This window comes from Bacteroidota bacterium (assembly GCA_039111535.1).
In the GTDB taxonomy this organism is placed as follows: domain Bacteria; phylum Bacteroidota; class Rhodothermia; order Rhodothermales; family JAHQVL01; genus JBCCIM01.
Genome location: JBCCIM010000116.1, coordinates 1 through 20,768 on the forward strand (window position 1 = coordinate 1; position 20,768 = coordinate 20,768).

16 protein-coding genes are annotated in these 20,768 nt (G+C 50.5%); 10 read left to right on the top strand and 6 right to left on the bottom strand.

Going from position 1 to position 20,768, the window contains the following annotated elements:
* The first annotated feature begins 154 nt into the window (after positions 1–154).
* Positions 155–1,891, top strand: a complete 1,737-nt coding sequence (locus AAF564_16750; protein ID MEM8487204.1) for a choice-of-anchor B family protein — start codon at positions 155–157, stop codon at positions 1,889–1,891.
* Between the two features lie 233 nt (positions 1,892–2,124).
* Here the strand turns inward: AAF564_16750 and AAF564_16755 are convergent, their stop codons facing one another.
* The gene (locus AAF564_16755) at positions 2,125–2,790 is read right to left on the bottom strand and encodes a hypothetical protein (protein MEM8487205.1); all 666 of its coding nucleotides are present in this window, start codon (positions 2,788–2,790) and stop codon (positions 2,125–2,127) included.
* Between the two features lie 332 nt (positions 2,791–3,122).
* On the opposite strand from AAF564_16755, the gene panD reads away from it, so the two are divergent.
* Positions 3,123–3,467 carry an aspartate 1-decarboxylase gene (gene panD / locus AAF564_16760; protein ID MEM8487206.1) on the top strand — a complete coding sequence of 115 codons (345 nt, stop codon included), beginning with the start codon at positions 3,123–3,125 and terminating at the stop codon, positions 3,465–3,467.
* Between the two features lie 390 nt (positions 3,468–3,857).
* Here the strand turns inward: panD and AAF564_16765 are convergent, their stop codons facing one another.
* From AAF564_16765 to AAF564_16775, 3 genes are all read right to left on the bottom strand, one after another.
* Positions 3,858–4,547 carry a DUF6796 family protein gene (locus AAF564_16765; protein MEM8487207.1) on the bottom strand — a complete coding sequence of 230 codons (690 nt, stop codon included), beginning with the start codon at positions 4,545–4,547 and terminating at the stop codon, positions 3,858–3,860.
* 12 nt (positions 4,548–4,559) lie between these two features.
* Positions 4,560–6,173 carry a VCBS repeat-containing protein gene (locus tag AAF564_16770; GenBank protein MEM8487208.1) on the bottom strand — a complete coding sequence of 538 codons (1,614 nt, stop codon included), beginning with the start codon at positions 6,171–6,173 and terminating at the stop codon, positions 4,560–4,562.
* A gap of 63 nt (positions 6,174–6,236) precedes the next feature.
* The gene (locus AAF564_16775; protein MEM8487209.1) at positions 6,237–6,629 is read right to left on the bottom strand and encodes a hypothetical protein; all 393 of its coding nucleotides are present in this window, start codon (positions 6,627–6,629) and stop codon (positions 6,237–6,239) included.
* A 149-nt stretch (positions 6,630–6,778) separates the two neighbouring features.
* Here AAF564_16775 and recQ point away from each other — a divergent pair, with 149 nt between their 5' ends.
* Both recQ and AAF564_16785 read left to right on the top strand, forming a co-directional pair.
* A complete protein-coding gene (gene recQ, locus AAF564_16780) occupies positions 6,779–8,584 on the top strand; it encodes a DNA helicase RecQ (GenBank protein ID MEM8487210.1) in 1,806 nt (601 codons plus the stop codon).
* Positions 8,585–8,981: 397 nt separating this feature from the next.
* Positions 8,982–10,520: a sulfatase gene (locus AAF564_16785; protein MEM8487211.1), complete on the top strand. Its 1,539-nt coding sequence runs from the start codon at positions 8,982–8,984 to the stop codon at positions 10,518–10,520.
* Between the two features lie 263 nt (positions 10,521–10,783).
* On the opposite strand, the gene AAF564_16790 is transcribed toward AAF564_16785, so the two are convergent.
* Positions 10,784–11,854 carry a Gfo/Idh/MocA family oxidoreductase gene (locus AAF564_16790; GenBank protein MEM8487212.1) on the bottom strand — a complete coding sequence of 357 codons (1,071 nt, stop codon included), beginning with the start codon at positions 11,852–11,854 and terminating at the stop codon, positions 10,784–10,786.
* 94 nt (positions 11,855–11,948) lie between these two features.
* On the opposite strand from AAF564_16790, the gene AAF564_16795 reads away from it, so the two are divergent.
* The 4 genes from AAF564_16795 (at position 11,949) to AAF564_16810 (ending at position 15,479) form a co-directional block, all read left to right on the top strand.
* Positions 11,949–12,296, top strand: coding sequence for an ArsC/Spx/MgsR family protein (locus AAF564_16795; GenBank protein ID MEM8487213.1), 348 nt, complete (start codon positions 11,949–11,951; stop codon positions 12,294–12,296).
* Positions 12,297–12,421: 125 nt separating this feature from the next.
* A complete protein-coding gene (locus AAF564_16800) occupies positions 12,422–12,805 on the top strand; it encodes a hypothetical protein (protein ID MEM8487214.1) in 384 nt (127 codons plus the stop codon).
* Positions 12,806–12,990: 185 nt separating this feature from the next.
* Complete coding sequence (locus AAF564_16805; GenBank protein ID MEM8487215.1) at positions 12,991–14,415, top strand: serine hydrolase domain-containing protein; 1,425 nt, start codon at positions 12,991–12,993, stop codon at positions 14,413–14,415.
* Between the two features lie 266 nt (positions 14,416–14,681).
* Positions 14,682–15,479 carry a DUF4386 domain-containing protein gene (locus AAF564_16810; protein MEM8487216.1) on the top strand — a complete coding sequence of 266 codons (798 nt, stop codon included), beginning with the start codon at positions 14,682–14,684 and terminating at the stop codon, positions 15,477–15,479.
* 194 nt (positions 15,480–15,673) lie between these two features.
* Here AAF564_16810 and AAF564_16815 read toward each other — a convergent pair whose 3' ends face one another.
* On the bottom strand, positions 15,674–16,816 hold the full coding sequence (locus tag AAF564_16815) for a carboxypeptidase-like regulatory domain-containing protein (GenBank protein MEM8487217.1): 1,143 nt from the start codon (positions 16,814–16,816) through the stop codon (positions 15,674–15,676).
* Between the two features lie 778 nt (positions 16,817–17,594).
* On the opposite strand from AAF564_16815, the gene AAF564_16820 reads away from it, so the two are divergent.
* Entirely contained in the window at positions 17,595–20,234 is a 2,640-nt protein-coding gene (locus AAF564_16820) for a glucosidase (protein MEM8487218.1), read from the top strand.
* A gap of 281 nt (positions 20,235–20,515) precedes the next feature.
* Positions 20,516–20,768: phenylalanine 4-monooxygenase (locus tag AAF564_16825; GenBank protein ID MEM8487219.1), on the top strand; the 253-nt coding region annotated here is incomplete at its 3' end.

Sequence of the window (20,768 nt, forward strand, 5' to 3'; positions counted from 1 at the left end):
CGACACTGGGGTACCTCATCTGCTGTACACTCTAGGTCTGCCGACGGATCGTAACCTTTAAGGCGGTATTTGTAGTTGAGGTGGCTCTTCCTCAACCAAACCATTATCGCCCCTCGGAATCGCTCTATTCCGACAACCCTCCTTTTGATAAGCTATGACTTTACGTCTTTTGCTTTTAGCATTTGTATTGTTCTTTTTTTCTGATGCAGCCGTAGCCCAGCAGGCAACGTGCACCAACGGCAAAGCCGATGCTTACGACTGTAATGCCGTTGATTTACAGGCAACCCTTAGTATCGATGAGATGGGCGGCGGACGCCAGACCGATGGCAACGACATCTGGGGCTGGACCGACCCGACTACAGGCAAAGAGTACGCCCTGGTAGGACTCTCGTCTGGTACTGCCTTTGTTGATATCAGTACGCCAACTGCGCCTGTGTATCTGGGGAGCCTGGATACACACACCAACAACTCCTCCTGGCGCGATGTCAAGGTGTACAAGAATCATGCGTACATTGTCAGTGAAGCTGGTGGTCACGGGATGCAGGTATTTGATCTCACCCAGCTTGCCAACGTCACCAGTCCGCCGCAGACATTTAGCGAAACGGCGCACTACGATCAGTTTGGCAATGCGCACAACATTGTGATTAACGAGGACTCTGGGTTTGCTTATGCCGTGGGTTCCAATTCTTGTGCCGGTGGTCTACACATGGTAGATATCTCAACGCCACAGTCACCTGTAGAAGCCGGTTGTTTTTCTGGTGATGGCTACACGCACGATGCGCAGTGTGTGATGTACACCGGACCCGACACCGCGCATCAGGGCCAAGAAATTTGCATCAACTCAAACGAAGATACCATCACGATTGTTGATGTGACTGATAAGGGGGCGCCGAAGCAACTTTCGCGCGTGGGATACCCAAACAGCGAGTATGTACATCAAGGGTGGTTCGATGAGCAGCAAACTTACTTCTACCAGAATGACGAACTGGATGAGGGTAGTACTAACACGCGGACGCTCATCTGGGATTTGACAGATCTCGATGACCCAGTGCTCACTGAAGAGTATTTTGGTGAGACGCGTGCAATTGATCACAATCTGTATGTGAAAGGTGACTATGTGTACGAAGCCAACTACACGGCTGGCCTGCGTATACTCGACATCACCGAACGCGAGGGACCGGTTGAAGTAGCTTTCTTTGACACTTACACATCCAGCAACAATGCATCGTTCAACGGCGCCTGGAGTAGCTATCCCTATTTCGAGAGTGGCAATGTGATCGTCAGCAACATCGAAGCTGGCCTCTTTATCTTGAAACCAAATCTTGCCACCTTACCGGTTGAACTGGTGGCGTTTGATGCATTACGCGATGGGGAACGCGTTGTGCTTCGCTGGACAACCGCTAGCGAAACCAACAACGCCGGCTTTTCAGTTGAGCAGTTGTCCAATGGTGAATTTGCAGAGATTGGATTTGTGAGCGGAACGGGTACAACCGAGGAAACGCAAAACTACAGCTATACGGTTGATAATCTTGGTCCAGGGCAGCATACGTATCGCCTGAAGCAGGTAGATTTCGACGGTGCCTTTGAAGTGAGTGAAACGGTGAGCGTGACGATCGAAGCGCCGGCGAGTCTGACTTTATCAGATGCATACCCGAATCCGTTTAATCCAACTACGTTGATCAGTGTGTCTGTTGCACGCACACAACAAGTCCGGGTTGAGGCGTACAATTATCAGGGGCAGCGAGTTGCTGTATTGTTTGATGCTACGCTGGAAGGAAATGTCGAAGAGTCATTCCGTTTTGAAGCCGGCAACCTGCCGAGTGGTGCGTACCTGATCCGGGCAACTGGGGCCCATGAAGTGGTTACGCAGTCGGTTACGCTGGTGAAGTAAACAGCTACGTTCAAACACATCAATCCTGTCGGATTGCTGTGTTTGATGTTGAAAGTGCAGGTTGCAGGTTTTTGGGCTGTATACCATTAAGGTTGCTTGAACGTGACTTGCGAACAACACAACATCATTGACGTGACTGTACCTGGAACCTGATGATAATAAGATAACGCCCGTTTTCGGCTTTAAATGCTGAAAACGGGCGTTATATTTTTTCAACCTTGGTGATCAGGAGATTAATTGCTTGCTGTAACTGACAGGTCTGCTCTTTTTACCCAAATCGCATGTGTGGATCCTTCGATAGATGCAGAAAAATCTTGATACAGCTGGCCGGCCATTTCCTCGCCATGAGCTTTCGCAAGCAGTCCCAATAGGCCGCCGTCAGGTTCTTTCATGTCAGACCAGCTTTCATGATAACTTACGGCATCTATCGACCCCACACCGGTACCCATCAATATGTCGAAAACCCCAAAATAAGCGGGGTAGTCATGGTCTTTGATGGCTTTGGTGATTTTGCCCATGGTTGCCATTAATGCCGGGCGCGCGCCTGGCTTGATCTGGTAATTGGTAACGCCGACTGCGTTCAGGTTATCCATGTTGTCCATCGGTCGGAATAGTGATTCCATATTCGTATCAATTCTACTGTTGATGGACTCCACATACGGCATCACATTTTTTCGAAAATGCAAATCTGCTTTTGCTGCAAATGCTGCGTAGGCATCGAGCTCTTCCCATGTATGCGGATTGGTGCGGGCTGCGTAGGCGGCTCCTTCGCCAATTGTTTTTGCCCAAATGGTCCAGGCCCAGGGGTCGTTGTTTGCGGTGCGCCAGTCTGCGTGTGCTTTTAGCGCTTGCTCAAATTCTACGAACATGTCCGTCTTTGGCGTTAGTTCATAGGCCATGTTGACAGCGTCTTGTGCCTATGCAGTGCCGGCAAAAAGGAGTGCTAAGGTGAAGAAAAGCGGTGTAATGTGCTTCTTGTACATCTGTTTTTAACCTCGGTGGGTTCAATTACAAAACGATTATGGAGTTCAAGAGAATGAGCGCCTTACCTGTATCACAACTTTTCTGTGTCAATGGGCTCATGCCGGCCCAGATTTATTAGAAAGGCTGGGTTTGAGGCCTATTCGATAGTAGAACCCAATCTTCACATCTCCCATGCAACCAAAGCCCGTACTACTGATTAGATGGCTGTTTTTATGCAGATTCCAGATTCCTTAGCAAGCGCAGTTTGATTATGAGATGGATCCTTAGATCGAAGATTCACAACGCAACCGTTACCGAGGCCAATCTGGCCTACATCGGCAGTATTACCATTGACGAAGATCTGATGGACATGGTTGGGTTTATGGAAGGAGAACGGGTGCTTGTTGTGAGCAACGACAATGGTGCCCGTCTGGAAACCTACATCATCAAAGGTGAACGCGGCAGCGGTGTAATTTGCATGAACGGCGCGGCAGCCCACCTCATCGAAGCCGGCCACCAGGTAATCATCATGGGGTTTGAACTATCTGATCAACCCATCACCCCAAAGGTCATTCTGCCTGATGAAAAGAACAGGTTTAAGCAGTACCTGTAGCTTTGATCAAAGGATCAGTGTATCCGGTAAATGGCGCGAACCCTTTCCTCGCGTCATACCAACTTGATTGGGTATCCACCCGGATGTTGCACAGTGCCCATCAAATAGCGATCGCCATACCTGTGGATTCCCAGTCAAGCTGGGAAAGACGAATGCCTTTAGCGGGAAAGACGAGTGCCTTTAGGGGGAGTGGTGTGTGTCTTTAGCTGGAGTGACGAGTGTCTTTAGCGAGAATGACGAGTGCCTCTGATGAGGATGATCGAGCGTTGGTGAAATTCAAGAAAGTCGACCACGCTGGTAATTGGCGAGAGCCTTTTCGTCTCGTCATACCCAACTTGATTGGGTATCCACCAGGATGTTGCAAGTCATCAGTACTCAACTAACAGCGATTTATGCTGGATGATATTTTGCTGAACTTTGTAAGCAGTAGATGGATAGCGCAAAGATGACGACGTGCACGACGTTCATCGCGGCCGGCAACAGGTAGGCACCAAGCGCCGGTGAGAGGAAGAAGTAGGTGGCAAAAATGAGCCCCAGTAGTAGAATCGGACTGAAAATAGCCATCCACCGTGGATAGAGCGTCTTTTGCTGCAGGATGCGCCAGATCCACAAGACGGATACGATAAGCATGGCGAGCCGCAACGCATTTACCAGCGGCTCGTTGTGGACGGCAAACTGCTCCAGCAGCGGTGTGAGTACAGCGGAGACCTCAACGGATGCGTCCGCAAGTGCGTGCGCAGTTAGCGCCAGATAAATTCGACCGCCGAGCCAGGCTGTGCCCACCACAAATGCGTAGCCACCGAACAAGGTAATAAACCAGCCGGCGAGTTTGCTGCCGCCGCGGATAAACATCTGCCCGAGATGCCAGTAGCCGAGCAGGTAGAGTGGGGCTGCCAATACGCTAAAGAAGTGGCCGGCTGTCAGGCGACCTGTGGAGATACGTGCAAAGTAGCTGTAATCAGGCGATTCGTATCCGCCGGCAGGGGAGAACTGGAGGGTGAATTCACCAATGCCCACCAGCAAGGCGCCAAGAAGGCCGGCCCAGCCGGCGAGGAGCAGGTTTCGGTTTGCGTGGGGCATCTGCGCAGATGGTTAGTCTAAGGTAATTTCGATGACGCTATCGACGTCTGGGTTTAAAAACGTAGCGGTAGAGTCGTTGGGGAAATGGACGGTCAACGAGGTAAGCGCAGTTTGATCGCCGACTCCAAAGAAAACGGCATTGGTCTGGTCTGAACCGAGGCCCTCGCTGGTATAGTATTGGTCGACATACTGCGCGCCATCCGCTGTTTCCAGCACCAGCCGGGTGCCAATGGCTGCCGGTGTATCAGGTAAGATGACTTTCAGCCAATGGTTGCTGCCACCGTCGTTGACAAAGGCGCGCAGTTCACTGTCGAGGTTGCCAAGCACCACGTCGGGCCAGCCATCTTTATTGAAATCAGAAACTGCCATGGTTACCCCAAATCGCTGGTTGGCGATGCCGGCCACTTCTTCTACAGGGCGGTATTGCCCATCGGGGTACTGCTGGAGTAGCCGGCCGGCGTAGAGCTCAAACAAGCCCGGGATCCGCACACCCGGAAAACGGATGTAGTTTTGCGATACCAGGTAGTCTGCAAGGGTATCGTGGTTGAAGTCATACGATACGAGCCCCCAGCCAAATCCGTAAACGGCTGCATTGTGTGCTGTTGCTACATCTTCAAAAACAAAGTCGCCCTGGTTTTCGAGAAGGATGTAGTCGGTATTCAAGGGCTGGTCTTCCGTCAGGTCGCCGCGCAGCATAGCCGTAGGCAGGGTGTTGCCTACGTTGCTGAAGTACAGGTCGAGCCGGCCATCGTTGTTGTGATCGCTTACCGCGATACCCATCGGGTAGCTGAACGTGACAGGCAAGTCGATTTCAGTGAACGTCAGGTCGCCATTGTTTTTGTAGATACTGGGTACGCCCGTGTCGTGGGCTATAACAAGGTCACTGTGTCCATCGTCGTTCAAATCAACAAGCACGGAGACAAAACTATTGTGTTGATGGTAAAGTCCCGACGATTCAGTGATGTCAGTAAACGTATTGTCGCCATTGTTGAGTAGCAAGTTGTTGATGCCGCCGTATTCAAGGTCGTTAAAAATGGTTTCTCCTTCGACAAATTCCGGCCGGATGTAGTTGCTCAAGTACACGTCTACAGCGCCGTCTTTGTTGAGGTCTCCGAGTGCGATAGACAACGGCATGGATTGTGGATCTAGGGGGAATTCAACTTGTTCGCTACTGAACCCGTTGCCTGTATTGGTATAGAGGTAAAGCCCGGATGCCCGCGCTACAAAAAGGTCAGCAAGGCCATCACCGGTTGCATCAATGGAGGCTGCCCCGTAGGTCGGATCATCGATGGCTTTACTAAGTCCTGTACCGTTTGCGGAGGGGACGAGGGCATGCCCATCATACGCAAGCAGGGCGTCTTGCTGACCGGTGCCGCCGCCGGCGAAAATCTCATCAACACCGTCATTGTCTACATCAATGGCTGCAAGGGCCATAAACGGCAGCGCAGCTTCAAAGTCAGATGTATGTGTAAACGCAGCAGGGATTTCGGAAAACCGAAGCGTGGTCTCACCCTGTCCTGGCGCCGGCCCCTGGATCGTGTACTCAAGGATTTTTCTGCCAACAAAAAATAGCACTACAAGGCCAACAACAAGCAGGAGGATCTTACGAAGCGTAGTTCTTTTCACGGTTTGGGTATTGCGTTCGTGAGGGTATTTTGATGAAAACAAGTTTGCAGATGTATCTGCACGCTAACGGCGTTTATGGAGTATAAGCCACGTACCGGCTATAATGGCGCAAAAAATAAGCGAAATATAGCACATCGGTAAAGCAAAAAAGGGCGGTCCCGGATTGTTTTTTGGGCAAATGTCACCCTGAAAGAGTTCAAGGGTTGATCCATAGATTGCAAAGCCAAAGGCAATCAGCCATGCGCCCCAAAACAAACGATGTGCTGGCGCCTGCTTTTTAAGCGTTTGTGCGATGGTCATCAAGAAATAAGCCACAAAGACGACATAGCAAGCGCGGACGCTGAATACAATCGGGCAGGGGTTGATGCCCTGGAAGGTGGTATAAGAGAGGGAGGCAGCGCCGGCGAGTCCTGTTAGCAGGAATGCCCAAAACGCAATGCGGGTTGTGGTATGCAAGGTAGCTTGGCGTGTGTGGCAGGTACGGTGTATCCGTTTCAGTCAGTACATTCTTGTTACATGGAATTTAAGGGAAGGTATTATAAAGCGGAAACCCCGCGCAGCAAGGGCCGTGAAAACGAGCTTACATCACCTCAACCCCAACACGCGTGTCAGCCCTCGCAACCCTGCAGCAAGTATATGGTTTTGAAGCGTTTCGTCCGTACCAGGAGGAAATTGTTGAGCGTGTTGTAGCCGGTCATCATACGCTGCTTGTGATGCCAACCGGGGGCGGGAAGTCGCTATGTTACCAGTTGCCGGCGCTTATCCGGGAGGGTGTGGGCATTGTCATCTCTCCACTGATTGCCCTGATGCAGGATCAGGTGAGCGCCCTTACGCAACTCGGCGTCCGTGCCGCCTGTCTCAACTCCAGCCTCCCGCTTGAAGCACAACGGGAGGTTATTAGTTGGGCTGTTAAAGGGCATTTGCAAATGCTTTATGTTGCGCCAGAGCGGTTTATGACAAATGACTTTCAGTCTTTGTTGAGGCAGATCCGGCCGGCGCTTTTTGCGGTTGATGAGGCCCATTGTATTTCGCAGTGGGGACACGACTTCAGGCCAGAGTACATCCAGCTTTCGAAGCTTCGCGAACAGTACCCGGATATTCCCTGCATTGCCGTTACGGCTACCGCTGATGAACCGACGCAGGTTGAAATTCTTGAACGTCTTCAGATTCCTACAACAGGGCGGTTTGTTACCGGGTTCGACCGCCCCAATATCCGGTATACTGTAGTCCTGAAAAAGCAGGCAAAGCAACAGTTGCTTGATTTTATACAGAGCGAGCATCCCGATGCCGCTGGCATTGTGTACTGCTTTACCCGTAAAAAAGTGGAAGAGACGGCTGCATGGCTGCAATCGGAAGGATTTGAGGCCCTGCCATACCACGCCGGCCTCGATAGCCAGATACGCGCGCGAAACCAGGAGCGCTTCATCAAGGAGGAAGGCCTCATTGTGGTGGCTACCATTGCATTTGGGATGGGCATCGATAAACCCAATGTGCGGTTTGTAGCCCATATGAACGTGCCAAAGTCGCTGGAGGCCTATTACCAGGAAACGGGCAGGGCCGGCCGCGACGGGTTGCCGGCAGACGCCTGGATGGTGTACAGCCTGGGAGATATCGTACAAATGCGCAAGCTGCTCGAAACGTCGGATACCAACGACAAACAGCGCCGCGTAGAACAGCACAAGCTCAGTCAGCTGTTTGGGTACTGTGAATCCGTGGCCTGCCGCCGGCAGGTGTTGCTCAATTATTTTGGACAAGAAGGAGAAGGCGCCTGTGGCAACTGCGATACGTGCCTCAATCCGGTTGCGCGCTGGAATGGGACGCAAGCTGCCCAGAAAGTGATGTCCTGCATTGCCCGAACCGGGCAACGGTTTGGTGCCGGACATGTAATTGATGTATTGGTTGGCAAATCTTCCGACAAAGTATCGCGGTTTGGGCATGATAAATTACCCACATTTGGCGTTGGCGAAGAATTTTCAGCTACGCAGTGGCGCGCCATCATCCGTCAACTGGTTGCCGGCGATTATCTCAGTGTGGATGTGATTGGCTATGGCGGGATCAAGCTAACCAACGCCTGTGGGCCTGTTTTGAAAGGGCAGGAAGAAGTGTTCTTCCGGCAAGAGCAGGAGGCACCGCGGAAGAAGAAACGCCGGCACACCCCCGCTGTCCATTACGATGCACAGCCAGATGATGAGGCGCTATTTCAAAAGCTCAGGCAGTTGCGCATGGAATTGGCGAAAGATCAGGGTGTGCCACCCTATGTGGTATTTGGTGATGCTACATTGTGGGCCATGGTTCAACAGCGCCCGACAGACCTGATGGCTTTCAATGGTTTATCCGGTGTAGGTCAGGTAAAGCTTGAGCGATACGGGGAGCTGTTTGTGGGCACGATTCGTATGCACGAGGCTGGCTGAGGTGTTGAGTGTGGAGCGTTGAGTGCCGAATGTTGGGTGCCGAATGTGGAGCGTTAAGTGCCGAATGCCTGGTAAGGTTTGCGACTGCGTTTCCCCCATGTCATCCCGATAAGTCTAACAGAGCGTAGCGAAGGATCTGGTTAAAACACCACACTACCACACCGCACGCCTCCAGTGCAACAGTATAAACGATCAGGTACCATCGAGAACCATCCCAGCAGCCCACAGCGAGCGTCAGCTTATATCCTGGCTTCACAACCTCCCGCTCACCCGACCACCGAAACTCGGCATTCGACACTCAACACTCGGCACTCAAAAGCAGTTGTTTTCTTTAGCGTCAGCTTATATCCTTGTTTCACAATCTCCCGCTGACCTGGCCAATCCAACGGCTTGAACAATGAAATATGCTGCGCTTGTATCCATCGTCCTTTTGTGCATTGCTTCCACATCCACACCAGATCGGCCGCAAGCAGAACAACCCAACATAATCCTGTTTATCGTAGACGACATGGGGTGGCAGGATACATCCGTCCCTTTTCATACGAGCGTAACACCGCTGAACCGCACGTATCACACACCCAACATGGAGCGGCTTGCGGCGCAGGGGATTGTGTTTACCAATGCGTATGCAGCGAGCCCGGTCTGTACACCTACGCGCGCAAGCATCATGACGGGACAGCATCCGGCGCGCACCCGTATTACAAACTGGACGCTGAGGAATAGTCGTGAAGCACAGGATACAGGGCCAAAGGCTTACCCACTGCGATCGCCCGATTGGCGGTTTGAGGGGTTGCAGCCGGGTGATGTAACGCTGCCGGCTTTGCTGAAGTCAGCCGGGTATCGGACCATACACGCCGGCAAAGCGCATTGGGGGGCGCTTGAAACGGCCGGTGCTGATCCGCTTACGCTTGGGTATGATGTGAACATCGCCGGCCATGCCGCTGGCGCACCGGGGAGTTATTACGGTGAACATAATTTCAGTGCGTCCTTTCGCGGCAGAAATGGCGTGTGGGATGTACCGGGCCTGGAAGCTTACCACCAGCGGGATATTAACCTGACGGAGGTGCTTACCATCGAAGCCAACCGTGCGATGGGAGATGCGGTGGCAGAGGGTAAACCATTTTTCCTGAATATGGCGCATTACGGGGTGCATACCCCGATTATGGCCGATTCGCAGTATGTGGAACGGTATCCCCATCTTGACGAGCGTGAAGCTGCCTACGCGTCGATGATCGAAGCAATGGATGCCAGCCTGGGTGGATTGCTACATCAGTTGGAGGCACTGGATGTAGCGCGCAATACAATGATCATTTTTTTCTCGGACAATGGCGGATTGAGCGCGCACGCCCGGGGTATCACAACCGCCGGCCTGGGCAAAAACATGCACAACTTGCCCCTGCGAAGCGGGAAGGGGGCTGCCTACGAAGGCGGGACGCGTGTCCCCATGCTGATGTCGTGGGCCCGCCCAGATGGCAGGGCGGCGGTGCAAATCGAATTATCACTAGAAGCCGGCAGCAGAATAGTTACGCCCGTAATCAGCGATGACCTTTTTTCAACCATGCTGGCCATTGCTGGCACAGCAAAGCCGGAAGATCACCACGTAGATGGTGTATCCATATTGCCGTTATTGCATGGCGAGGCAATAGGGGATCGCGTACTCGGCTGGCACTATCCGCACAAGTGGGGGCCATTTGAAGACGGCACAGATCCATTCACTGCAGTGCGTAAAGGGGACTGGAAGCTGATTTACTTCTACCCGGACCAACGCTACGAACTCTACAATCTGGCCGCCGATCTGAGTGAAACCGCCGACCAGCGCTGGAAAGAGCTCGAAGTATTTGCAGACATGAAGCAGGCCCTGCGCACATGGATGGAAGAAACAGGCGCACAAGTCCCTGAACTGAGAGCGACAGGTGAAGCTGTTGCTATGCCGTGAAATCGTTTTGTCGTGTTTTGTGAACCCGCATCCTTCATTTGTCATACCCAACTTGATTGGGTATCCACCGGGATAGCAGAGAGCACTACTGCTCGCTCAGAAGAATGCCTTACTGTAACCTTGAAAAGGGCTAATTTCACCCCGGTCGTTCTCTGGATCCCAAATCAAGTTTAGGATGAGGTGGAGTGTGCAAGCTCACAAAGTGCCCTGTTTTGAACCATGATGCACATCACGATTTAGCATCATTTCCTGGAAAACCAGCCTTAGTTCAACTCAACCGTTTTGCCCGTCTTAAACGACTCGTCAGCTGCCAGCACAATTTTCAGGCTGTTCACGGCATCGTAAGCATGTGAGGTAAGGTCGACGTCGTTCAAAATCGCGTTCAGCAAGAAGCGTTGCTCCAATTCACAGAGGGCGTCGTGGTCTGGTTCGTCGGAAGTATCGATGAACTCATCCGGCTTGGCGAAGCTGCCGTCGGGATTGAGCGTGCTGTGGTGGACTTTGAGGCAGCCTGTGTTGGTGTGGCCACCGATATCGGATGTGTCCTCATCAACCTTCTCAACAATACTCACGCAGCCTTTGGGCCCAATCACATCTTTAACAAAGAAAGCCGTTTCACTCATCATCGGGCCCCAGCCGGCTTCGTACCACCCAACAGAGCCATCATCAAACGTGACCTGCAGGTGGCCGTAGTTGTACATGTCGGATGCAATTTCATCAGTTAGTCGTGCGCCAATGCCACTTACACGAACAGGTTTTGCGCCGGTCATCATGCACATGATGTCTACGTAATGCACTCCGCAATCCACGATGGGCGACATGGTATTCATGAGCTGCTTGTGCGTATGCCATTCTTTGCCGGCACTTTGCTGGTTCAGGTTCATCCGCATCACGAGGGGTTTGCCGAGGGTTTGGGCAGTTTCGATAAACTTTGTCCACGCCGGATGTACGCGCAGGATATAGCCAATCACCAGTTTCTTGTTGAGTGCAAGGGCTTTGTCTACAATGGATTGCGCTTCCTCAACGGTGTTGGCGAGGGGTTTTTCGAGGAAGACATGGGCGCCGGCTTCCAGGCTTGCAATCGCATAGGGTGCGTGGGTCTCGGGGTAGGTGTTGATCGATACCACATCAGGTGTGGTCGCCGCCAGGGCTTCGTAAAAGTCGCCAAACATAGGCAGGCCTCCGAGTTCTTCGGAAAGCCGCTCTCGACTGGCCGGAGTCCGGCTAACCAGGCCCACAATGTCAAACTCCTCGATGTTGTGGTAGGCCCTTGCGTGCGAGGTGCCCATGTTGCCACATCCTACTACCAGTACACTCAGTTTTTTGCCGGCCATCTTTACGTTATTTTGAATGGTGTATTTTACTGCCGCCCTAATCTAAACAAATAGAACCGCTCAGGAAAATATAAATGTCGATCAACCCACGGATATGCAGATAATTTATAACCCCCGTTGTCGAAAATGCCAAAATTTAAGAAGTGCGCTGGATGATGCGGGCAAAGAATGGGAAGAAGTAGCGTACCTGAAAAATCTCCTCGATAGGGATAGGATTGCGGAGATTTTTGACGCCTCCCCGGGAAACTGGCATGATCTCATCCGCACCAAAGAACGGATCTTTGTGCAAAAGCGCATCGAATTGAAAAGCCTTTCTCGCACAGAAGGTATTAAATTGATTTATGATCACCCTAGATTGCTGCAGCGGCCAATTGCGCTTAAAGATGGCGTTGCGTATATCGTACGTGATGATAGAGCCCTGGCTGATCTTATACAAGGCTAGGATGGCCTAACCTCTGAAAAAATAGATCTTTGTGAAGAAACGTGAGGCCTTGTGCTTTCGGGCAAGCTTTTCTTACTTTAAACGTGCTCATCAGTTGTAAACAGTAAAAGGAAGACGTTAAACCCATGGATGTGCTTCAGTTAAAAGGATTGTTGGCCAACACAGGATATGAATTGAGTTCTTCGCTGGGCATCCGGCAAGGGCGAGCCTGGATGGCGTTAATGATACACGCCGGCAATTTCCTGCCGTTGGAGAAAGAGCACGTCATCGACATGAAAGAGTTTTGCCAGCGGGCCTCGCTCACCTCTGATTGTGAGAACGACGCCAAAGTTGCCATCAAGGATACGCTGGAAGGCTTGATGCGAATTTCCGCTTTCCGAACCGAAGCAGATAACTACTACAGGCACACCCTGATTACCTGGTTTGCCATTGAAGGTGACAAGTTGCGCTACAGCCTGGACGGCGCCTTTCTGCACCGCATTTTGCCCATCATTACGCGATCCAATTAGTGCTAAAAGGATTTTTTGTCGGTTGCGTTTTCAATACAGCAAATGCGATATAGGTTGTTCGTGTTTTCGTATTTCCGTGCGCTCGTTTTGAGTTATTCCGTATTGGTCGATAGGCTGTTGCGTTAAAGAAAGTACTCGAATCGGCCGCAGCTATGATATCAAATTGAACTAACTGGAGACCCTCCGTGTATCGCCTTGCCTTTATAGCCCTTTTTCTCATTGGCTGCCAGCAGCCCAGCCAACAAGATTCACATCTTGAATCCATTGCCCGCATTGAACAAGCACTCAAGCCCCACGTCATTATCCGAGACCAGGCGCCCACACCTGCTTCCATCAACGATCGTTTGGCGCATTACAACGTGCCGGGGGTGAGCATTGCCGTTATGCTGGAAGGTGAGCTTGCCTGGGCACGAGGCTATGGCATGGCTGATAGTGCAAGTGGACAGGCCGTTACCGACCAAACGCTCTTTCAAGCAGCGTCTATCAGCAAGCCCGTGGCCGCAATGGCCGCGCTTGAGATGATAGAAAATGAACAGTTGTCCCTGGATGGGGACATCAATTCTTATTTGAGCAGTTGGCAGTTACCCGGCGAGGGGTTCACCGATGCGGAAAAGGTTAATATTCGCCGCCTTCTCAACCATACTGCTGGTACAACCGTTTGGGGCTTTCCGGGATATGCCCGTTCTGAGGAGCGGATTTCAACAAAAGATGTACTCACGGGGGACGGCAATACAGATGCTATTGTCGTTTACAAAGAGCCGGGAGAGAGCTGGCGCTATTCGGGAGGCGGCTATACGGTTATGCAACTGGCCATGGAAGACGTCGCTGAACGTGACTTTGCTTCGTTAACTGAGGCGTTGGTATTGCAACCCCTTGGTATGACTTCAAGCACCTACTCGCAACCGTTAAAAGAAGCATGGCATGAGCGCGCTGCGACTGGTTACCGGGGAAGTGGTGAGATCGTGGAAATGAATTGGCACGTTTATCCTGAGCAAGCGGCTGCCGGCCTCTGGACAACGCCTTCGGACCTGCTCAAATACGCAGCATCCGTTCAACGTTCATATGCCGGGAGCGAGGAAGAAATACTCTTGCCGGCTACTGTGCAAGAAATGCTCACACCGGGGATGGATAATCACGGCCTCGGTCCGTCTATCTCCGAAGATGGCCTGTACTTCCAGCATGGCGGCGCAAACGAAGGGTTTCGCTGCTTCCTGTCAGCATCCATAAAAGAGGGGTATGGCGTTGTGATTATGACCAACTCCGACAACGGATCAGACCTGAGCCGGGAAATCCGGTATGCCATTGCTGAAGAATATGGCTGGCCAGGCCATGAACGGGACATTCGAGATATCGTTGAGCTTTCTGATGATCAGATCGCGGTACTCACGGGAAACTATGCGTTTGAAGAATGGGGGCCGGTACAAATTGTTATAGAAGAAGAGGGTCTGTTTGCTGTGGGAGGCCCGCTAAGTGAGCCGGCGCTATTGCTGGCAGAATCGCCCACGCAACTGTTTGATGCAACGGAAGGGGTGCGCTTCGAATTTGACATACAGGAAGATGAGGCCGTCTCGTTCACCGTAGTAGGCCGAACGGCGACGCGGGTTGAATAAGGCCCTGTTTCTGGGGATTCCGGGAATTTCTCCAGGAGTGAGACAACAAGTAAAGGGCCGGCCCAGGTCGTCGACTGGTAAGATCCGTGGCGTTACAGAAAGCTGTCTTGGTGCTTAGACGCTATAGAGCATTAATTTGTATTCTTTTCTACGGGTGTAGGTCTTTTTTTCTTGTTAACGAAAGCTTATCACAGTGAGAAACACCTGAAAGCTAGATAAAAGCTGTAACCCTTCTGATTTCTCTCTCGTTTTGTTGCTACACGGGTGTGCTACTTGAGGCAAGAAGTACCGCCACCTTCTTTCACCAATACCTAGTAGACAGCGAGTACGCAATGAACCATTCAACACACGGTTTACAGTCCATTGCTAAATCCACCGGGCTTACAATCCTGGCTTCAATAGGCATTGGTCTGATTGGAGCAATTACGGTAGCACAGGGCATCGATATCAATTTGACAGCCGATGTTGAATCCACGGCTGCGAACATGCTTGAGGCTGAAAAAGCCCTGCACGCGAAAGCTTATCTGGGTGGCCTGGTGTTTTGCATTGAGGCGCTTGTTGCAGCAGGACTTTTCCTGTTGGTCCAACGTTATAACGTGATGTTGGCCCTGGCGAGCTTAATTGTTCACATAAGTGCCACTGTGCTGATGGGACTTGGGGCGGTGTTTGCGATGAACGCGGCGCAAGTGGCTGGTAACGAAGCCTACATCGCATTAGGCCACGATAGCCAGCTGCTACTGGCAAGCTTGCAAGCAACCTCCGATTATACATCTTTTCATCTGGGATTGGTTTTGGCGTCGTTTGCCAAAGCTGGATTCTTTTATCTGTTCCTGAAGTCAGGCCTTATCCCCAGATTGATCGCCGGCTGGGGCATCTTTGCCTCGCTCTTTGTTGGCATCACCATTGTTGCCCGCGATTTTATGCCGCTTCTCGGTAGCGGTACCATCACGGCTGCTTTTTTGGCCAGCAACCTAATCGCCATCCTGGCGCTGGGCGTGTATTTGGTAATGCGAGGTGTTAGGGTTAAAGGGGCCATTGAAAATAGAGTAGGGATGGGCGTGTAGCGATTTTACTCCATAATTTTTAGGGGATGCATATCGTGTATTCCTATACTGAACAGTTCGTCAAACGAATTGAAGGGCTATCTGGCTGAGTGGTGGACGGGTAGTTGGTTCTCTCACCTCTCGAGTTGTGCAACTCAAAAAGGCATAATAGGGATCTATGATATCTTTTCCAGGATGAGATGTATACGTTGAGATCAAGGATATTCATAGTCGAATGGTAACCAATTGCAAACACCGCTTGTCCAACCCCAATAGCCTGATCTGGAAATCTCTAAAGGATTGTTGGGGAATCCCAGTTCATTAAATGTTACCTGGCTGCTTAATAGTTTCACCGAAGAGCGGGTGTACTCACGATGTTTCGCCAACCTTAAGCCCATGCGTTTATAGTAGTCCGGAGGCATATACGCTTTTTTGTACATGACGTGCAAGAACTCACTAAACAGAAGTGTTCGCTCATGAGTTTGTTCAGATGGAATGAGGATTGAACTTGCATAAGCTGGGTCTTTTCCAAAATCCTCCATTGTAAATAGAAAATCATTTTCTGAGTATTTCCAGATATTGGCATGGAGTCTATACATTACGAAGCCACTTTTTTTGAGGCTACGATCGGCCAATGCCCTTAAGAAATGTTGCAGGCTTCCCTCAAAAGCTGAGACCCGGCGGTCTCGCCACCTTCTTTTTTCTCTTTGTTTTGAAGACTCCAATTCTTCAAAAAATGGTTCTCCATTAAAAGCAAACTCCGAGCCGGAGGCCCAGAAATCCTCTAATACATAAGTAAGCTGGTAACCGAGCGACTTATTTTCAACAATAATGGGTTCTAAGGCCGAGGCTGTTAGGAAGCCCGAAATCATGTCAATCCTGATAACATCAGGATTGACAATTTTGCACCCTCTACGATTTGGCGTTTCGCCAAGGAATCGTTTCTTGAACTCGGATAAGTTAAGATTCCATTTCTTACTCAGGCCCTCCCTTCGCTTTCCCTCAACTTTTCCTTCAATTGCCAATTCTTCCATTTCATAAATCTGCGGTGAAAGCTTGATTTCGAGGTGTATGGTTTTATCAGAGACTTCTACAGATTGAATATGGCGTTTATATCCGATCCGCATAACAACCAGTTTATATACTCCCGGCTGTGTGGCAGCGATAGCAAATTCGCCATTTTTACGAGATACGTCACCTTTGGTCGTGTTTGCCAAAAAAACGTGGACATCGCTTAGTGGTTTTTTTGATTCCTGATCAAATACGATTCCACTGACAGCGTTCGCCGTTTGCGCAGATACAGGTACAGCAAATAATAAGAGGGAAAAGACAAAAGCAATGATGCCGACAGCTTTCATAATAACCCCTACATTCTTTTGATAAATAAAATGAGTCGAGTTGTGACCATATGTAATCGCCAAAATTACTGGTGGCTGGCTTCACTGATCATTATGTAATTGTTTCCTCAGAAATTCCTTTTAGGGCATGCGGGTATATCAGTGTGCTAAGGTTTCGTTATAGACTTCCACCGTTAAGAAAGGCCATTCTGGCCAGATAACTTAACCTCAATCGATTTATAGATTTACTTTTTTGGACTGCAAAATAAGCCTGGTTTCTTTTACTCGGTTATTCATGGCCTCTTATGCAAAAACTATGATTTTAGGCATTGAAAACTTAAAAATCATAGATTCGTGTTTATATGCGCCGGCTGTCCCCTCTAGTGATAAATGCTCTTTATGCATGCATTTGTGCTTTGTTCAGCAAATCTTTATCCGAAAGCAGGAAACTTAGCATATGAGACAAATACAGCGGTAATCGTAATACGATTGTATACTCAACCAGACAATAATGTATGATCTATGATGCAGATTGGGTGCAAAGGCTATAGAGGACAAAGGCGTAAGATTAAAGGTATATGTTATTATAATCTGGATTGTACGAATGAATATTACGTATCCTGCGTGACTGGGCCGATCATGCGTTGCAGGAAAAAGAAGTGGCCATAACATGGACGCCTCACATGCCCATACTCATTCCTTGCTCTTTTTTCACTATTTATTGAGATCTAAACCACCTGCTTGTTCGTCAAAGGTTTAGTCTATCAATCGAAGGTGAGTTTCAGCAAAGCAATTGTAGATGCAGGAGCAAGCAGAAAAAGAGCGGTTGCTTTCCAGCCGCAGTGAAAAGACCTGGAAGAAGTGGGGACCGTATCTGTCGGAGCGGCAGTGGGGTACGGTGCGGGAGGACTACACGTACGATGGCGAATCCTGGAATTCTGTGTCGCACGACATGGCGCGGAGCTACGCCTATCGCTGGGGCGAAGACGGGATTGGTGGATTCTGTGACAGCAAGCAAATTCTGTGTATTGCGCCGGCGTTCTGGAACGGCAACGATCCCATCCTTAAAGAGCGACTTTTTGGTCTGACCAACCTCCAGGGCAATCACGGGGAAGACGTAAAAGAACTCTACTTCCACCTGGATTCCTCACCTACCCATTCGTATTGCAAATACCTATACAAATACCCGCAAACCAGCTACCCCTACAATGAGCTGGAAATAGAAAATCAGATCGGCAAAGAAAAGCCAGAATACGAAATCCTCGATACGCTCGCCTTTCGGGATAGCCGGTACTTCGATTGCTTTATTGAGTATGCAAAGGAAAGCCCGGAAGACATCCTGGTGAAAATCACGGTGCATAACCGTGGGCCACAGGCACATCCGATACATGTGCTGCCGCAGATCTGGTTCAGGAATTACTGGAAGCACAATCCGAAATACATCCGGCCCGTGATTGTTGAAATTGAGCCGGGCGTATTGGCGACAAAGTCTGAGCGCAACGGGGAATACAACGTGTACCATGAAGGCGGCATGGCGTTGTATTGTGAGAATGAAACCAACAACCAACGGCTCTACGGCATTGAGAGCGATACGCCGTATGTGAAAGATGGCATCAATAACCACGTGGTAGAAGGAGCGCCTACGGTTAATCCGGATGCACTGGGGACACGGGTGGCAATTTGGCACAAAGACGTATTGGAGCCCGGTGCCCACAGGATTTACAAAATGCGTTTGAGCAAGCGCAAAAAAGAAGACCCGTGGCACGACTTTGACGCCGTCTTTGACGCGCGTAAAGCAGAGACCGACGCATACTTTGCGTCACTCACGCCTTCGCGCCTCGATGATGAACGTAAAAAGCTACTGCGCGATGCCTTTGGTGGGTTGCTCTGGACCAAGCAGTTTTATTATTACGACGTTTTTAAGTGGTTCTTTGGCGACCCGGGCGTTAATGAACCCGTGCGCGGGCGGCAGCGGAATGTGCAGTGGCAGCACCTGATCAACCGCCATGTCATCACCATGCCTGACAAGTGGGAGTATCCATGGTATGCTGCGTGGGACCTTGCTTTCCATACCACCACCTTTGCCCGGGTAGATGCTGCTTTTGCCAAGCGTCAATTACACTTGATGCTGACGGATGATTACATGCATCCCAATGGGCAAATCCCTGCCTATGAGTGGAATTTCTCTGATGTGAATCCGCCCGTGCATTCCTGGGCCGTTTGGGAAGTTTTTCAGCAAGACAAAGCTGAAAACGGCGAAGCAGATTACAATTTTTTGGAGAAGTGTTACCTGAAGCTGCTGCTGAACTTTACGTGGTGGGTAAACCAGAAAGACAAAGACGGTGCTGCCCTTTTTGACGGCGGGTTTTTGGGACTGGATAACATTGGGGTATTTGACCGCAGTAAAATGCCGGCCGGCATCAAAAGTATGCAGCAGGCAGACGCCACTAGCTGGATGGCGCTCTTTACGTTGAACATGTTGCGGATGTCGATCGAGCTTGCTCTCCATAATCCGATTTACGAAGAATCTGCTGCCAAATTTTTGCGTCAATTTTTGAATATTGGCTGGTCGATGCACAACATCGGTGGAGAAAACGTCTCGCTGTGGGATGACGAAGATGCGTTTTATTACGACGTGGTGCAGTTGGAAAACGGGCACGCAAGCCGGCTGAAGGTCCGGTCTTTGGTTGGCATCATCCCTTTGTTTGCTGTTGAGGTCATCCACAAAGACCTCATCGATCAACTGAAGCACTTTAAAAGCCGCGCGCAAGGCATCATTGACACACGCCCGGACCTGGCTTCACTGATCTCCCGAATTGAACGAACCAACGATGATGGGTACTACCTGTTTTCGATCATGCGGGGCTTTCGACTGGAGCACGTACTGAAACGGCTATTGGATGAAGACGAGTTCTTGTCGCCGTATGGCATCCGTTCTCTCTCAAAATACCATGCAGAAAACCCGTTTGTCTTTGAGCATTATGGGCAGCATAAGATTGCTTATGTGCCAGGGGAGAGCAACACCGACATGTTTGGCGGCAACTCCAATTGGCGTGGTCCGATCTGGTTTCCGATCAATTATCTGATTATTCGGTCTCTGTTGAAATTCTATGAGTACTATGGCCCAACCTACACGTACGAATTTCCAACCGGGTCGGGCAACAAGCTGAATCTGAAAGAAATTGCCCGTGAACTGACGCGCCGGCTCCTGGGACTCTTCGAACGCAACGCAGAAGGTCGCTATACCTACCACGGAGACGACCCCATGAAGCTGTTTGCCGGTGATGCACATTTTCGGGAGCGACATCTGTTTTACGAGTACTTCGACGGAGAAAGTGGCCGCGGCCTTGGAGCCTCTCACCAAACTGGCTGGACGGCCCTGATTGCCAACTTGCTTCTTGAAGTGGATTTGGACGCTGATGCCCCCCGCAATGGATAAGAATCCTTACCAATTAGCCTTCTGCGTAGTAGCACGGAACGGGCATTAGAATTTGGAACATACCCTATGCGGTTCGTTTCATTATAACATGCATTTTTGATTGACAAAAAAGCGTGACAACACCAAACGCTCGGCCACCAACGATGCGATGTTGCTTGTCTGTGCCGGTTGTCTGTGGGAGACAACCATTTGCATAGATGGGGGGAATTCCGTGCCGGCCTGATTACTGTAGCCGGCCAGATCGCTATTGTTGGTGCCATGAACATAAATAGCTTAAGACCATGGACAACATTGCACCTGAGAATAAGCCGGCCTACGAGAGCAATGAGCTGATAGACCGGTTGCCGCCGCACCTGAAGCAGTTTATAAAACCGCAGGAATACGATGCCTATACGCCGATCAACCAAGCGGTATGGCGGTATGTGATGCGCAAAAATGTGCAGTACCTCTCCAAGAGTGCCCACGGCTCATATGTCAGCGGCCTCAAAAAAACGGGTATTTTTGTCGAGGAAATCCCAAGCATGTACGGCATGA

Coding starts and splice junctions, on each gene's coding strand:
- AAF564_16765 (MEM8487207.1), bottom strand. CDS start 4,547: ATGCCCCACGCAAACCGAAACCTGCTCCTCGCCGGCTGGGCCGGCCTT.
- AAF564_16820 (MEM8487218.1), top strand. CDS start 17,595: ATGCAGGAGCAAGCAGAAAAAGAGCGGTTGCTTTCCAGCCGCAGTGAA.
- AAF564_16755 (MEM8487205.1), bottom strand. CDS start 2,790: ATGGCCTATGAACTAACGCCAAAGACGGACATGTTCGTAGAATTTGAG.
- AAF564_16750 (MEM8487204.1), top strand. CDS start 155: ATGACTTTACGTCTTTTGCTTTTAGCATTTGTATTGTTCTTTTTTTCT.
- AAF564_16795 (MEM8487213.1), top strand. CDS start 11,949: ATGCAGATAATTTATAACCCCCGTTGTCGAAAATGCCAAAATTTAAGA.
- AAF564_16790 (MEM8487212.1), bottom strand. CDS start 11,854: ATGGCCGGCAAAAAACTGAGTGTACTGGTAGTAGGATGTGGCAACATG.
- AAF564_16815 (MEM8487217.1), bottom strand. CDS start 16,816: ATGAAAGCTGTCGGCATCATTGCTTTTGTCTTTTCCCTCTTATTATTT.
- AAF564_16785 (MEM8487211.1), top strand. CDS start 8,982: ATGAAATATGCTGCGCTTGTATCCATCGTCCTTTTGTGCATTGCTTCC.
- AAF564_16800 (MEM8487214.1), top strand. CDS start 12,422: ATGGATGTGCTTCAGTTAAAAGGATTGTTGGCCAACACAGGATATGAA.